At 63.3% G+C, this 12,784-nt stretch carries 18 protein-coding genes and 1 tRNA gene; 13 read left to right on the top strand and 6 right to left on the bottom strand.

What is annotated here, in order from left to right:
• The first annotated feature begins 135 nt into the window (after positions 1-135).
• From AC54AF_RS22540 to AC54AF_RS22505, 8 genes are read left to right on the top strand one after another with little or no spacing between them, the layout of a single operon-like run.
• Complete coding sequence (locus tag AC54AF_RS22540; RefSeq protein WP_496638327.1) at positions 136-978, top strand: urease accessory protein UreD; 843 nt, start codon at positions 136-138, stop codon at positions 976-978.
• A 25-nt stretch (positions 979-1,003) separates the two neighbouring features.
• The gene (locus tag AC54AF_RS22535; protein WP_034751936.1) at positions 1,004-1,306 is read left to right on the top strand and encodes an urease subunit gamma; all 303 of its coding nucleotides are present in this window, start codon (positions 1,004-1,006) and stop codon (positions 1,304-1,306) included.
• Positions 1,307-1,336: 30 nt separating this feature from the next.
• A complete protein-coding gene (locus tag AC54AF_RS22530) occupies positions 1,337-1,666 on the top strand; it encodes an urease subunit beta (protein ID WP_496638326.1) in 330 nt (109 codons plus the stop codon).
• Between the two features lies 1 nt (position 1,667).
• Positions 1,668-3,368, top strand: a complete 1,701-nt coding sequence (ureC, locus tag AC54AF_RS22525; RefSeq protein WP_496638325.1) for an urease subunit alpha — start codon at positions 1,668-1,670, stop codon at positions 3,366-3,368.
• Between the two features lie 13 nt (positions 3,369-3,381).
• The gene (gene ureE / locus AC54AF_RS22520; protein WP_496638324.1) at positions 3,382-3,906 is read left to right on the top strand and encodes an urease accessory protein UreE; all 525 of its coding nucleotides are present in this window, start codon (positions 3,382-3,384) and stop codon (positions 3,904-3,906) included.
• Entirely contained in the window at positions 3,906-4,586 is a 681-nt protein-coding gene (locus AC54AF_RS22515; protein ID WP_496638361.1) for an urease accessory protein UreF, read from the top strand. The genes ureE and AC54AF_RS22515 overlap by 1 nt, the downstream gene beginning before the upstream one ends.
• A gap of 22 nt (positions 4,587-4,608) precedes the next feature.
• Positions 4,609-5,247, top strand: coding sequence for an urease accessory protein UreG (gene ureG, locus AC54AF_RS22510; protein WP_096236144.1), 639 nt, complete (start codon positions 4,609-4,611; stop codon positions 5,245-5,247).
• Positions 5,244-5,804, top strand: a complete 561-nt coding sequence (locus AC54AF_RS22505) for a HupE/UreJ family protein (RefSeq protein WP_496638323.1) — start codon at positions 5,244-5,246, stop codon at positions 5,802-5,804. The genes ureG and AC54AF_RS22505 overlap by 4 nt, the downstream gene beginning before the upstream one ends.
• Here AC54AF_RS22505 and AC54AF_RS22500 read toward each other — a convergent pair.
• Entirely contained in the window at positions 5,801-6,412 is a 612-nt protein-coding gene (locus AC54AF_RS22500) for a 1-acyl-sn-glycerol-3-phosphate acyltransferase (protein ID WP_131686376.1), read from the bottom strand. The genes AC54AF_RS22505 and AC54AF_RS22500 overlap by 4 nt on opposite strands.
• Positions 6,413-6,662: 250 nt before the next feature.
• Between AC54AF_RS22500 and AC54AF_RS22495 the strand changes: the two genes are divergently transcribed.
• The gene (locus AC54AF_RS22495) at positions 6,663-6,884 is read left to right on the top strand and encodes a hypothetical protein (RefSeq protein ID WP_496638322.1); all 222 of its coding nucleotides are present in this window, start codon (positions 6,663-6,665) and stop codon (positions 6,882-6,884) included.
• 49 nt (positions 6,885-6,933) lie between these two features.
• Here AC54AF_RS22495 and AC54AF_RS22490 read toward each other — a convergent pair whose 3' ends face one another.
• The 3 genes from AC54AF_RS22490 to AC54AF_RS22480 all read right to left on the bottom strand — a co-directional run bounded on the left by AC54AF_RS22490 (position 6,934) and on the right by AC54AF_RS22480 (position 8,852).
• On the bottom strand, positions 6,934-7,998 hold the full coding sequence (locus AC54AF_RS22490) for an alkene reductase (RefSeq protein WP_496638321.1): 1,065 nt from the start codon (positions 7,996-7,998) through the stop codon (positions 6,934-6,936).
• Positions 7,999-8,054: 56 nt separating this feature from the next.
• Positions 8,055-8,351 carry an ArsR/SmtB family transcription factor gene (locus tag AC54AF_RS22485; protein WP_496638320.1) on the bottom strand — a complete coding sequence of 99 codons (297 nt, stop codon included), beginning with the start codon at positions 8,349-8,351 and terminating at the stop codon, positions 8,055-8,057.
• A gap of 138 nt (positions 8,352-8,489) precedes the next feature.
• Positions 8,490-8,852, bottom strand: a complete 363-nt coding sequence (locus AC54AF_RS22480; protein WP_496638319.1) for a DUF1304 domain-containing protein — start codon at positions 8,850-8,852, stop codon at positions 8,490-8,492.
• Between the two features lie 211 nt (positions 8,853-9,063).
• On the opposite strand from AC54AF_RS22480, the gene sugE reads away from it, so the two are divergent.
• Together sugE and AC54AF_RS22470 are read left to right on the top strand one after the other, a co-directional pair.
• Positions 9,064-9,384: a quaternary ammonium compound efflux SMR transporter SugE gene (gene sugE / locus AC54AF_RS22475; RefSeq protein WP_034783172.1), complete on the top strand. Its 321-nt coding sequence runs from the start codon at positions 9,064-9,066 to the stop codon at positions 9,382-9,384.
• A 23-nt stretch (positions 9,385-9,407) separates the two neighbouring features.
• Complete coding sequence (locus AC54AF_RS22470) at positions 9,408-9,737, top strand: SMR family transporter (protein ID WP_436504389.1); 330 nt, start codon at positions 9,408-9,410, stop codon at positions 9,735-9,737.
• A 6-nt stretch (positions 9,738-9,743) separates the two neighbouring features.
• Here the strand turns inward: AC54AF_RS22470 and AC54AF_RS22465 are convergent, their stop codons facing one another.
• Positions 9,744-10,706 carry a M14 family metallopeptidase gene (locus AC54AF_RS22465; RefSeq protein WP_496638318.1) on the bottom strand — a complete coding sequence of 321 codons (963 nt, stop codon included), beginning with the start codon at positions 10,704-10,706 and terminating at the stop codon, positions 9,744-9,746.
• A gap of 138 nt (positions 10,707-10,844) precedes the next feature.
• Between AC54AF_RS22465 and AC54AF_RS22460 the strand changes: the two genes are divergently transcribed.
• Entirely contained in the window at positions 10,845-11,957 is a 1,113-nt protein-coding gene (locus AC54AF_RS22460; protein ID WP_496638317.1) for an acyltransferase family protein, read from the top strand.
• A 3-nt stretch (positions 11,958-11,960) separates the two neighbouring features.
• On the opposite strand, the gene AC54AF_RS22455 is transcribed toward AC54AF_RS22460, so the two are convergent.
• A complete protein-coding gene (locus AC54AF_RS22455; RefSeq protein WP_496638316.1) occupies positions 11,961-12,425 on the bottom strand; it encodes a hypothetical protein in 465 nt (154 codons plus the stop codon).
• Between the two features lie 148 nt (positions 12,426-12,573).
• On the opposite strand from AC54AF_RS22455, the gene AC54AF_RS22450 reads away from it, so the two are divergent.
• Positions 12,574-12,650: transfer RNA gene (locus AC54AF_RS22450), tRNA-Val, on the top strand.
• Positions 12,651-12,784: the final 134 nt, after the last annotated feature.

Genomic DNA, 12,784 nt, shown 5'->3' with positions numbered 1-12,784 from the left:
TGCACCATGCCGGTGCGTCCGCTGCGGCGCGGTGCACGATTCTCACTTTTCCATCCCCTGATGCTGGCATATATCCTGCTTAGGTAATCGCTATTTACGCGATTGCCCCGCATGCCAGACAGTACCCATCCAGTCATGTCTTTCGACACCAGCGCGCACGGCGCCTGGCAGGCGCACCTGCGCCTGGGCTTTGCGCTGCATGATGGCGTCAGCCGCCTCGTCGAGCGCACGCACAGCGGCCCTTTGCGCGTGCAAAAGCCCCTGTATCCGGAAGGCGATGGCGTCTGTCACGCCATCATCATCCATCCGCCAGGCGGCGTGGTGGGCGGCGACCAGCTGGCCGTCGACGCGACGGTGGGCGAGGGCGCGCACGCCTTGCTCACGTCGCCGGGCGCCGCCAAATGGTACCGCGCCAACGGCCACGTCTCGGGCCAGCACCTCATGCTGCGCGCGGGCCGGGGCGCGGCCATCGAGTGGCTGCCGCAGGAGAGCATTTTCTTCGACCAGGCTTGCGTGCGCCTGCGCCACGAGGTGGAACTGGCGGCGGACGCCAGCTATATCGGCTGCGACATCGTCTGTCTGGGGCGCAGCGCCTCGGGCGAAATGTTCAACACGGGCAGCATCCGCCAGCAGGTGCAGATCCGCCGCGGCGGCAAGCTGCTGTGGTGGGAGCAGGGCGTGCTGGCCGCCGGCGGCGCCCTGATGGCCAGCCCGCTGGGCTTGGGGGGGCACACGGTATGCGCCACCCTGATCGCCGTCGGCACACCCGTATCCGCCGCCGTGCTGGCCGCCGTGCGCGAGATCGCCGTGCCGGCCGGCGCCGCATTTGGCGCCACGCACATGAAAGCACTGGTAGTGGTGCGCCTGCTGTGCGGCGACAGCGAGGCGGCGCGCCGCATCATGCTGGCCGCCTGGCAGTTGCTGCGCCCCGCCATGCTGGGGCGCGACGCCGTCGTGCCCCGCATCTGGAACACTTAATCAGGAAAGAAGCGCAAGGAAAAACATGGACCTGACTCCCCGCGAAAAAGACAAGCTGCTCATCTTTACGGCCGCACTGCTGGCCGAACGGCGCCTGGCGCGCGGCTTGAAATTGAATTATCCCGAAGCGGTGGCCCTGATCAGCGCCGCCATCATGGAAGGCGCGCGCGATGGCAAGTCGGTGGCGCAGCTGATGTCGGACGGCACGAAGATACTCTCGCGCGCCGACGTCATGGACGGCATCGCCGAGATGATCCCCGATATCCAGGTGGAGGCGACCTTCCCCGACGGCAGCAAGCTGGTGACCGTGCACCACCCGATACCGTAATCAACCAAGCGACATTTACAGGAGCCGGTCATGACCCCAGGCGAATACACATTGGAAGAAGGCGAAATCAGCTTGAATGCGGGGCGCGCCACGGCCACCGTGGTGGTGGCCAACCGCGGCGACCGGCCGATCCAGGTCGGTTCGCACTTCCACTTTTTTGAAGTCAACCCGGCGCTGACCTTCGAGCGCTGGCGCGCCTACGGCATGCGCCTCAATATCACGGCCGGCACGGCCGTGCGCTTCGAGCCGGGCCAGCAGCGCACGGTGGAGCTGGTGGCGCTGGCGGGCGAGCGCAAGGTCTACGGCTTCAATGGCGCAGTGATGGGCGAACTGCAAGACACTCCACCGGGAAAGGATTGAGATGGCCAGCATTCCCCGCAGCGCGTACGCCGAGATGTTCGGCCCCACCAAGGGCGACCGCATCCGCCTGGCCGACACGGAACTGTTCATCGAGATCGAGCATGACTACGCGATCTATGGCGAAGAGGTGAAATTCGGCGGCGGCAAGGTGATCCGCGACGGCATGGGCCAGTCGCAGCGCTGCGCGGCCGAGGTGATGGATACCGTCATCACGAACGCCGTCATCCTCGACCACTGGGGCGTCGTGAAGGCCGACATCGGCTTGAAAAATGGGCTGATCTTCGGCATCGGCAAGGCGGGCAACCCGGATATCCAGCCCGGCGTGACCTTGCCCATCGGCGGCGCCACCGAGATCATCGCCGGCGAAGGCCTGATCGTCACGGCTGGCGGCGTCGACACGCATATCCACTTCATCTGCCCGCAACAGATCGAGGAAGCCCTGATGAGCGGCGTGACCACCATGCTGGGTGGCGGCACGGGACCGGCCGTCGGCACGGCAGCCACCACGTGCACGCCGGGGCCGTGGCACTTGCACGCCATGCTGGCCGCCGCCGACGCCTTTCCCATGAACCTGGGCTTCATGGGCAAGGGCAACGTCAGTTTACCGCTGCCGCTGGAGGAGCAGGTGCGCGCGGGCGCCATCGGCCTCAAATTGCATGAAGACTGGGGCAGCACCCCGGCCGCCATCGACAATTGCCTGTCGGTGGCCGACCGCATGGACGTGCAGGTGGCGCTGCACAGCGATACCCTCAACGAGGGCGGTTTTCTCGAACACACGCTGGCCGCCTTCAAGGACCGCACCATCCACACGTTTCACACGGAAGGGGCGGGCGGAGGCCATGCGCCCGACATCATCGCCGCCGTGGGACAGGCCAACGTGCTGCCCTCGTCGACCAATCCGACGCGCCCATTCACCGTCAACACGCTCGACGAGCACCTGGACATGCTGATGGTGTGCCACCACCTGGACCCGGCGATTGCCGAAGACGTGGCGTTTGCCGAGTCGCGCATCCGCCGCGAAACCATCGCCGCCGAAGATATTTTGCACGACATCGGCGCCATCTCGATGATGTCGTCCGATTCGCAAGCCATGGGCCGCGTGGGCGAAGTGATCATGCGCACCTGGCAGACGGCGCACAAGATGAAGGTGCAGCGGGGGCCGCTGGCACCCGACACGGCGCGCAGCGACAATTTCCGCGCCAAGCGCTATATCGCCAAGTACACGATCAACCCGGCCATCACGCACGGAATATCGCACGTGGTCGGCTCCATCGAGGCGGGAAAGATCGCCGACATCGTGCTGTGGAAGCCGGCCTTCTTCGGCGTCAAGCCGTCGATGATTTTAAAGGGCGGCATGATCGCGGCCGCGCAGATGGGCGACCCGAACGCCTCGATTCCCACGCCGCAGCCCGTGCACTACCGCATGATGTTCGGCGCCTTCGGCGGCGGCCTGAAAAAGTCGTTCACGTTCGTGTCGCAGGCGGCCTACGAGCTCGATATCGGCCATCAGCTCAAACTCAACAAATCCGTCATCGGCGTGAAAAACATGCGCGGCTTGCGCAAGCACGACATGATCCATAACAGCGCCACGCCGCACATGGAAGTGGACCCGGAAACCTACGCCGTGCGCGCCGACGGCCAGTTGCTCGTGTGCGAGGCGGCCGCCGTGCTGCCCATGGCGCAGCGCTATTTTCTATTTTAAGCAGGAGACAAGCATGCTCACATTGCATACCAAGCTGGCACCTGGCGATGAACGCGCGCCGTTCGCGCAACTCGTGCTGCCCTACGACCAGCGCGAAAAATGCCGGTTGCGCGCCGTGCTGTCGAATGGCGACGACGTGGCCGTGTTCACCGTGCGCGGCACGGTGCTGCGCGACGGCGAGCGCATGACGGGGCCGGAAGGGCAGGTGGTGCGGATCGTCGCCGCGCGCGAGCCGACCTACCTGGTGCGCTGCGCGGACGCCCACACCCTGCTGCGCTGCGCTTTTCATCTGGGGAATCGGCACACGCAGGCGCAGGTGGGCGACGGCTTTTTGCGCATCCGCAAGGATGTCGTATTGAAGGAAATGCTGGAAGGCTTGCAGGCGACGGTGACGGAAGAAAGCGCGCCGTTCGAGCCGGAGGCGGGCGCGTATGGCGGCGGCCATGGCCACCACGACGGCCACGGCCAGCACTTGCTGGCGCCCGTGCCGCTGCGGCAGAAGATCCACCGTCCCGACGACGTGCCAGGCGCCGCATGATGCAGGCGTCGGCCCTGCTGCATCTGCTGCAGTTCGCCAGCCCGGCCTTGCCGATCGGCGCCTACAGCTATTCGCAGGGGCTGGAAGCGGCGCTCGAATCGGGCCTGGTGGACGATGCGGCCACGGCGCGCGACTGGATCGCCCAGCATCTGACCTTGGTGGTGGCGCGCTGGGAAGCGCCTTTGTGCTGGCGCTTGATGCAGGCGTTCGCAGCGCAGGATCTGTGCGCCGTGCAGCGCTGGAGCGAGCGTTTCATCGCTTCGCGCGACACGGCGGAATTTCGCGCCGAGACCATCCAGATGGGCTATTCATTGACCAAATTGCTGGCCGAGCTGGGCGTGGCCGACGGCGTCTTGATCGACATGCTGCAGGGCCAGCCGGAAGTGGCCCTGCCCACGGCCTATGCCTGCGCCGTGGCGGCACTGGCGATTCCGCGCGAAGAGGCGCTGCTGGCCATGCTGTTTGCGTGGGCGGAAAACCAGGTGCTCGTCTGCGTGAAATCCGTGCCGCTGGGGCAGGTGGCGGGCCAGCGGCTATTGCTGTCGCTGCGCCCCGAGCTGGAAGCGGCGGCCCTGACGGCGCAGACGTTACCAGACGACGAGATGGGCAACTGGGCGCCCGGCCTGTCGCTGCTGTCGATGCGGCACGAAGTGCAGTACAGCCGCCTGTACCGTTCCTGAAAATTTTATGAGAGAGCAAAAAATGACATCAATCACCTCCAATCCCCTGCGCGTGGGCATCGGCGGGCCCGTCGGCTCGGGCAAGACGGCCCTGTGCGAAATGCTGTGCAAGGGCATGCGTGAGCGCTACGACATGGCCGTCATCACGAACGACATCTACACCAAGGAAGACATGGAAATCCTGCTGCGCGCCGATGCCTTGCCGGCCGAGCGCCTGATGGGCGTGGAAACGGGCGGCTGCCCGCACACGGCCATCCGCGAAGACGCGTCCATCAACCTGGAAGCCATCGCGCGCATGCAGGCAGATTTTCCGCATCTCGATTTGATCCTGGTCGAATCGGGCGGCGATAACCTGGCCGCTACCTTCAGCCCGGAATTGTCGGATCTCACCATTTACGTGATCGACGTGGCCGGTGGCGAAAAAATCCCGCGCAAGGGCGGGCCCGGCATTACGCGTTCCGATTTGTTGATCATCAACAAGACGGACCTGGCGCCGTATGTGGGCGCCAACCTGGATGTGATGGCGCAGGACGCCAAGCGCATGCGCGGCGAGCGCCCCTTCGTGTTCACCAACCTGCGCAGCGGCGACGGCGTGCAGGTGGTCATCGATTTTATCCGCGAGCAAGGTTTGCTCGATCAACCAGGCAAGGAGCTGCAATGAGCGCAAGACTGATGAAGAAAACAGCCGCCGTGGCGGCCTTGTACCTGCTGGCCTTGCCCGCCATGGCCCACCCCGGTCATGGCGAGAGCGCAGGCTTCCTGGCCGGTTTCGCCCATCCGTTCACGGGCATCGACCATTTGCTGGCCATGCTGGGCGTGGGCATCTGGGGCGGCCAGCAGCGCCGCGGGCTGGGCCAGAGCGCCACTTTTCTCGGCATGATGCTGCTCGGCGCGCTGGCCGGTATGGCGGGCTTGACGGTGCCCGGGCTGGAAACGGGTATCGCCGCCACGGTGGCGCTGGTGGGGCTGGCCATCGCGCTGGCGCTGGCCTTGCCGAACTGGCTCGGCATGGGATTGGTGGGCCTGTTTGCATTGGCGCATGGCAATGCGCATGGCCAGGAATTGCCGGCAACAGCGGCCGCATGCGGCTTCATGCTGGCCTCGGCTGTCTTGCTGTGTACGGGGCGTTTCGTCGGCCAGGTGCTGGCCGAGCGCATGCTGCGTGGGGCCGGCGTGGCCTTGACGGCCGCCGGCGTGGTGTTGCTGGGGCTAGCTTAAGCGCCAGGGCGCTTGTCGGACAGCACGATGGGCGCCGCCTTTTCCGGGTGCAAGCCCTGGTGGCCCGCATACACGGCGGCGATGGCCGCCATGTCGGCCTCCTTGTCGCCCGTCAAGTAGATATGGTCGACGACGCCCAGCACCTTGTTCGGGTAGTCGATATAGACCAGCAACAGCGGTACCTTGGCGGCCAGCGCCAGGTGGTAAAAGCCGCTTTTCCAGTTCGGACGGTAGCTGCGCGTCGCTTCCGGCGTGATGGCCAGCCAGTACCAGTCGGCGGCCAGCATGCGTTCGGCCTGGCGCCCGATCGTGCCGCTGGTGGTGCTGCGGTCGACGGGTTCGCCACCGAGGTAGCGCAGCACCTTGCCCATCGGGCCGCGGAACAGGGAATCCTTGGCCAGCCAGCGGAACGGCAGGGACAGCGCCCATTTGCCGAACAGGCCCACCATGAAATCCCAGTTGGACGTGTGCGGGTAGACGACGACGATGCCGCGCGGCCCTGGCAGGGGACGGAAGCGCATGCGCCAGCCGAACAGCTGCAGCACGCGCAGCGCGCAGCGCTGGTGCCAGGTCGGCAAGTCGCCCGCTTGTACAAATAAATCGTCCATTGATACCCTTCAGTGACACTGTTCTTAATCGGATGGCGCTGCTGGCCATTTTCCTTGAAGCAAAAATTCTGCGCAGGCATTCTATACGGGGCTGGCGATGGCGACAAGCAGCCGAGGCCGCTATTCATGCGGTGTCGAGGCTGTTGCTGCCGCTATTTTAACGATGCTTTGCCGCTGTGTAGGGCACTAAATGCGCACCATGTGGTCAAAACTTGATGCAGTGTTGATCCACCCGACAGGGAGCCATGGCATGAAAAACAGTATCGACGATGTAAAGGGGGAGCATGTGCGAACGGACAAAGTGATGGCCGAGCTCGTCGAGCGGGGCGTCGCTTTCCATCACGCCCTGGGACGGACGGTGGCGACCGCCTATTTGCGTGAGCACGCGGTACCGGTCGAGGTGATACGCCGCGTCTTCAGCAGCGTGCAGGCGCGCCGTCCGGCCAGGCCGGCACGGCGCCGATGGCGCTGAAGGGCAGGCAACAGCGACGACCTGCCGCTGCTGTCGCCCCGAGCGCTGTTTAAGCCAGTGCCGCCAGTGCCGGGTAGTCCGTGTAGCCGGCCGCATCGGGCGCGTACAGGGTATCCGGATTCAGCGGATTCAAGGGTGCGTCGCTGTGCAGGCGGATGGGCAGGTCCGGGTTGGCGATGAACCACAAGCCAAAGGCCACGGCATCGGCTTCGCCCTTGGCCAGCAAGGCTTCGGCCGCCGCCTTGTCCATTTTCTCGTTGGCAATGTACACGCCGCCAAATTCCTGCTTCAGGTAGGGGCCCAGGCGGTCGTCACCGAGCGCTTCGCGGGCGCAGATGAAAGCGATGCCGCGCTTGCCCAGTTCGCGTGCCACATAGCCGAAGGTGGCGCGCGGGTCGGAATCGCCCATGTCGTGCGCATCGCGGCGCGGTGCCAGATGCATGCCGACCCGGTTCGCGCCCCACACGGCTATGCACGCGTCCGTCACGTCCAGCATCAGGCGGGCGCGGTTTTCAATCGAGCCGCCATAGTTATCGGTGCGCAGGTTGGTGCTGTCTTGCAGGAACTGGTCGAGCAAATAACCATTGGCGCCATGGATTTCCACGCCGTCGAAACCGGCTTTTTTCGCATTCTCGGCGCCCAGGCGGTAGGCTGCCACGATGCCGGGGATTTCTTCCGTATCGAGCGCGCGCGGCGTGACGAATTCCTGTTTCGGGCGCAACAGGCTGACGTGGCCGGCCGGCTTGACGGCGCTGGGCGCCACGGGCAAGTCGCCATCGAGGAAGACGGGGGCGGAAATGCGGCCCACATGCCACAGTTGCAGCACGATCAGGCCGCCTGCGTCATGCACGGCCTCGGTGATGTGTTTCCAGCCTTCGACCTGTTCCTCGGACCAGATGCCCGGCGTGTCGGCATAGCCCACGCCCTGCGGCGTGACGGCCGTCGCTTCCGAGATGATCATGCCGGCCGACGCGCGCTGCGTGTAGTACTCGGCCATCAGGGCGTTGGGCACGCGGCCCGGATTACCGGCGCGCGAACGCGTCAGGGGCGCCATGATGATGCGGTTTTTCAGTTGCAGGCCACCAATGGTGATAGGGTCGAATAAGGTTGCCATGGTTGCTATCTTTCCTGTCGAGAGTGCCGCGGACGGCGATATGGATGGGGCTGCGGTTACAAACCTTGCTGCATGTGCTGCAGAAAAGCCTGGAGGGTGGCTTCATTACGTTTAAAAAAGCTCCATTGGCCAACTTTCCTGGCTGAAATCAAATCGGCCTTTTGCAAGGTGGTCAGGTGGACCGAGACCGTCGATTGCGACAGACCCAGCTTGCGGTCGATCAGTCCGGCACAGACGCCGAAGTCGAGCGGATGCTCTTGCTGGGCGAAATGCTGCTGCGGCTCCTTCAGCCATTGCAGGATCTGTCGCCGCACGGGATTGGCCAGCGCCTTGTGGATGGCGTCGATGTCCATGGTGTTTCTCCTGATCGATGTTCGTCTGTAGACGATATATGGTTCGTCTTTTGTTAATTTCAATATCGGTATTTTGCGATATAAGTAAACAAGGTGCTGGCAGCGTGGATTTTTCAAGCAGGGCCGCCCTGGCAGCTATCAGGCGAAGTGGAACAGCAGCAAGGCGATGACGGCAGGCACCGTTTGCAGGTAGAGGATGCGCGTCATGACGGTCGCTGCACCCCACACGCCGGCCACGGCGATGCACGCCAGGCCGAACACGGTGAACGCATCAGCGATGGCCGTGTCCGGGTGAAAAAAGCCCAGCGCCAGCGCGGCGACGAGAAAGCCGTTGTAGCACCCCTGGTTCGACATGGCGGGACGCACGATCTCCGCTTTTTCCTTCGACAGGCCAAACACCTTGCGTCCGCGCGCGTCGAACAGCACGGTTTCCAGCAGCGCGATGTAGACGTGCAGCAGCAGGATGAGGGCGGTAAGAATCTGGGCCAGAAGCAGCATCATTGTTCCCGAGAGTGTATGGATGCGGCAATTATGCCGCCAAGTGCATGTTTTTTGGCAACTTTCGAATACAGGGGCCGCACTGGCGATAGTGTGCTTGGGGCAAGAGTTTTTACCCAATGGTATACTTTTTCCTTTTGCTCCTGTGGGGACGACCCTGCTCGATGTGGGGGCTGCATGGCGGGGACGACCCTGCCGCCTCAGGAGAGTGTGTATGGCGTGGATCATCTTGGTACTGGCCGGTTTGCTGGAAATCGGCTGGGCCATCGGCCTCAAATACAGTGCCGGCTTTACCCGCCTCGTGCCCTCCGTATTGACCGCCATTTCCATGCTGGGCAGCGTGGTGATGCTGGGCCTGGCCTTGCGCACCTTGCCGCTGGGCACGGCGTACGCCATCTGGACGGGCATCGGCACCGTCGGCACGGCCATCTTCGGCATCATGGTGCTGGGCGAACCGGCCAGCGCCGCGCGCATTGCCTGCATCGCCCTGATCGTGTCGGGCATCCTGGGCTTGAAACTGCTCAGCCCTCAATAAAGGATGCCAGCATGAGTCTCGCCATGACGTATTTCTACCTTGCCATCGCCATCATCGCCGAAGTGATCGCCACCAGCGCCTTGAAGGCATCCGACGGCTTCAGCCGCTTGTGGCCCAGCATCATCACCGTGGTCGGCTACAGCATCGCCTTCTGGTGCTTGTCCCTGACCTTGAAGGTCATTCCTACTGGCATCGTGTATGCGATCTGGTCCGGCGTGGGCATCGTGCTCATTTCCGCCGTCGGCTGGTTCTGGTTCAAGCAAAGCCTCGATACGCCAGCCTTGATCGGCCTGGGGCTGATCATTGCCGGCGTGCTCGTCATTAACTTGTTCTCCAAGTCGGTCGGCCACTAAGAGTAATCAAAAGCTGCTGGCCACCCGCGCCAGGTAATACCACTCGGCATTGGCTTGCGCGTTGACGTCCGGGAAGAGGATGTAGGCGTCGAATTCGGCCGTCACGGGCGTGCCGTCCGCGCGCACGCCGATTTGATCACCCTGTTTGACCTTGTCAAAGCTGGACCAGGTCTTGATGAAGCGGTCGCTTGCATGCAGCTTGTCGTGCACGACGACCATGTTCAGCGCTTCCATGTCGGCGTCGGCAATCGCTTCCGGTTGCGGCGCATCAATGACGCCGAGGAAGGCCAGCGTATTCTTGATGGCGCGGTAGGCCACGTCCGGCGCGGTCGGGTCGGCGTGCTGGCCGCATTCCAGGGTCAGGGCATAGCCGCCCGTCGAGCGCATGTATTCGGTGGTGCCCACGCCATAGCGCAAGACCAGGCCTACCTGGTCGCTATTGCCCAGGCGGCGCTGCACGCCCTGGCCATACGCATGCAGCCAGCCATCGACGAAGCGGCGCACGCCCAGGCGGCGCGCCAGCGCGCGCTCCTTGTCTTCGTGCTGAAACGGTTGCAGCGGGCCATCGTTGTTGCGCGGCCCCACCATGACGAAAGGCTGGCTGTCGGCATTGAACGAGTGCAAGTCGAGCAGCACGTCGTGCTGGCCCAACAGCGGGCACAGCCAGTTGGCGATGCGGTCTTCGAAATCCTGCGGATTGTCGTTGGGGAACAGGTTGCGGTTCAGGTTGCGGTCGCCGCTGCGCACGCCCTTGGCATAGGCCAGCGGGTTGGTGATGGGCACGAAAGTGACGCTGCCGGCCACGATGGAGAGGGCGCCGCTGTCGAGTTCAGCCATCACGCGTTGAATACCCTTGGTGCCGCAGGTTTCATTGCCGTGCACGGCGCCGGTGACGATCAGGCGCGGGCCGTTGCCCTGGCCCGTGTAGTTGATGGACTTGAAGTGGAGTGCGCTGCTCATGCTGGACATATCCTATTGGTATCAGGGAAGGGAAAGCGGGGTCGGCATATTTTAGCGGGATTCGCCGTGGCCGCCTGTAAAAAGTTGGCCATGGCAGCGTGTGGCGTGGCATGATCGGCGCCACCGTTGTTTTCCCTTGCCGATTCCATGTCCAGTACGTCTCATCCTTCCCGCCTGTACGGCCTCGATACCTTGCGCGCGCTGGCCATCGTGCTCGTCTTCATGAACCATTATTTGCTGTTCGTCAGCGAGGGCGGGGCGTTTGGCTTCTGGGGCGAAATCGGTTGGGTGGGCGTGGACCTGTTCTTTGCCCTCAGCGGCTATCTGATCGGCAACCAGATCTTCGCGGCCTTGCGCAGCGAACACGGCTTTTCCTTGCCGCGCTTCTATGCGCGGCGCTTTCTGCGCACCTTGCCCAGTTTCTATGTCGTGCTGGCCCTGTATTATTTGTGGCCCGCGTTTCGCGGCGATAGCGCGCTGCTGCCCCTGTGGAAATTCCTGAGCTTTACGCAAAACATCAATCTGACGCCGGGCACGGCGTTTTCGCATGCGTGGTCGCTGTGCGTGGAAGAGCAATTCTATGTGCTGCTGCCAGCCGTGGCATTGTTGATTGCGGCGTGCCGCAAGTCGCTGCTGTGGGCGTGGCTGGCCGTGGCCGCCAGCTTTATCGTCGGCATGCTGGTGCGGGCCTATTTGTGGGATGAGTACGTGCACCTGCCGCGCGGCGGCCTCGGCTATTACAAGTATATTTATTACGCGTCGTGGTGCCGCTTCGACGAGCTGGTGGCGGGCGTGGCGCTGGCGCTGCTGAAGAATCACCATCCGGCTGCCTGGGCGCGCCTGACATCCCATGGCAACCCCACCTTGCTGGCGGGAATCGCCGCTACGGCGCTGATGTTTTACGTGTTTCTCACCGATCACTATGGTTATTGGGTGACCGTGCTCGGCTATCCGGCCCTGGCCGCCAGTTTTACTCTGCTGCTGATCGCGGCGCTGAGTCCCGCCAGTGCGCTGTATAAACTGCGCGTGCCGGGCGCGGCCAGTCTGGCCCTGTGGTCGTATGCGATTTATTTGCTGCACAAGCAGTTGTGCATTTTGCTGCGCCCGATCATGCAGGATATTGGTTACGGGCCGGACAGCCTGCCGGCCATGCTGATGATGATTATTCTGAGCATCGCCACGGGCTGGCTTTTATATGCATTGGTGGAAACGCCGTTCATGCGTTTGCGGGCGCGCTATGTTCCCGCGAATCATGCGTGACGACTACATGTCGATTACATCGAGTCCCCGTGGCGTACCCACCAGCAATTCCAGGATGGCGTGCACGCGCAGATTCGTGTCTTCGTGCTCCGTGTTGTGGATCAGGGTGCGCAGGCCGGGCACGGCTTCCGCGACGTGGTCGCTGGCGTAGGCATTGATCAATAACAAGACCAGGTCCGTGGCGCCCGCGCCCGGCTGGCGCCGCAGCCGGTCGTGGATCACGTTCAGCAGCGCGCGCTGCATGCGCGGCGTGGGGTTGGTGATGTAGGCGAAGACGCTCGGCGTGTTGGCGATGGCCGCGCAGATGCGCCGTTCGATCTCGTCGGGCTTCACGTCGGAGGCGATATCGAAATACGCGGCGTCCCAACGCGTGCGCGCATATGGGTGGCCGGGCGGGAAGGTGTCGGCCGTTTCAAAACCGCAGATGCGGCTCAGGGTTTTCAGCCAGGCGAATAGGGTGGAGTTCATGCCGCGATTCTAGCGGCATTCCGCGTGTGCCGGGCCGACTCTGTATAAAGAGGGCTGACGCCCGGGAAGCGGATGAAAAACAGATTAAAGTTTCCTGTAAAACAGCCCTTGTCATTCCGGGAAAGCCTCTCTATAATGCTGGTCTTCGGGGCGGTTAGTTCAGCTGGTTAGAATACTTGGTCGACATCCAAGGGGTCGGGGATTCGAATTCCTCACCGCCCACCAGAATTTGGCAGTAGATGGTTTTTAAGCTGGCGCAAGCCGCAAGCGGTCATTTGAAATACAATGATCAAAAAAGTTTTACGGGCGGTTAGTTCAGCTGGTTAGAATACTTGGTCGACATCCAAGGGGTCGGGGAT

This window comes from Janthinobacterium sp. JF4 (assembly GCF_059617925.1).
This window is presented reverse-complemented; position numbering and strand designations above follow the sequence as displayed.

What these genes read in the sequence shown, in the direction of transcription:
- AC54AF_RS22540 (WP_496638327.1), top strand. Translation starts at nt 136, where the DNA reads ATGTCTTTCGACACCAGCGCGCACGGCGCCTGGCAGGCGCACCTGCGC.
- AC54AF_RS22535 (WP_034751936.1), top strand. Translation starts at nt 1,004, where the DNA reads ATGGACCTGACTCCCCGCGAAAAAGACAAGCTGCTCATCTTTACGGCC.
- AC54AF_RS22530 (WP_496638326.1), top strand. Translation starts at nt 1,337, where the DNA reads ATGACCCCAGGCGAATACACATTGGAAGAAGGCGAAATCAGCTTGAAT.
- ureC (WP_496638325.1), top strand. Translation starts at nt 1,668, where the DNA reads ATGGCCAGCATTCCCCGCAGCGCGTACGCCGAGATGTTCGGCCCCACC.
- ureE (WP_496638324.1), top strand. Translation starts at nt 3,382, where the DNA reads ATGCTCACATTGCATACCAAGCTGGCACCTGGCGATGAACGCGCGCCG.
- AC54AF_RS22515 (WP_496638361.1), top strand. Translation starts at nt 3,906, where the DNA reads ATGCAGGCGTCGGCCCTGCTGCATCTGCTGCAGTTCGCCAGCCCGGCC.
- ureG (WP_096236144.1), top strand. Translation starts at nt 4,609, where the DNA reads ATGACATCAATCACCTCCAATCCCCTGCGCGTGGGCATCGGCGGGCCC.
- AC54AF_RS22505 (WP_496638323.1), top strand. Translation starts at nt 5,244, where the DNA reads ATGAGCGCAAGACTGATGAAGAAAACAGCCGCCGTGGCGGCCTTGTAC.
- AC54AF_RS22500 (WP_131686376.1), bottom strand. Translation starts at nt 6,412, where the DNA reads ATGGACGATTTATTTGTACAAGCGGGCGACTTGCCGACCTGGCACCAG.
- AC54AF_RS22495 (WP_496638322.1), top strand. Translation starts at nt 6,663, where the DNA reads ATGAAAAACAGTATCGACGATGTAAAGGGGGAGCATGTGCGAACGGAC.
- AC54AF_RS22490 (WP_496638321.1), bottom strand. Translation starts at nt 7,998, where the DNA reads ATGGCAACCTTATTCGACCCTATCACCATTGGTGGCCTGCAACTGAAA.
- AC54AF_RS22485 (WP_496638320.1), bottom strand. Translation starts at nt 8,351, where the DNA reads ATGGACATCGACGCCATCCACAAGGCGCTGGCCAATCCCGTGCGGCGA.
- AC54AF_RS22480 (WP_496638319.1), bottom strand. Translation starts at nt 8,852, where the DNA reads ATGATGCTGCTTCTGGCCCAGATTCTTACCGCCCTCATCCTGCTGCTG.
- sugE (WP_034783172.1), top strand. Translation starts at nt 9,064, where the DNA reads ATGGCGTGGATCATCTTGGTACTGGCCGGTTTGCTGGAAATCGGCTGG.
- AC54AF_RS22470 (WP_436504389.1), top strand. Translation starts at nt 9,408, where the DNA reads ATGACGTATTTCTACCTTGCCATCGCCATCATCGCCGAAGTGATCGCC.
- AC54AF_RS22465 (WP_496638318.1), bottom strand. Translation starts at nt 10,706, where the DNA reads ATGTCCAGCATGAGCAGCGCACTCCACTTCAAGTCCATCAACTACACG.
- AC54AF_RS22460 (WP_496638317.1), top strand. Translation starts at nt 10,845, where the DNA reads ATGTCCAGTACGTCTCATCCTTCCCGCCTGTACGGCCTCGATACCTTG.
- AC54AF_RS22455 (WP_496638316.1), bottom strand. Translation starts at nt 12,425, where the DNA reads ATGAACTCCACCCTATTCGCCTGGCTGAAAACCCTGAGCCGCATCTGC.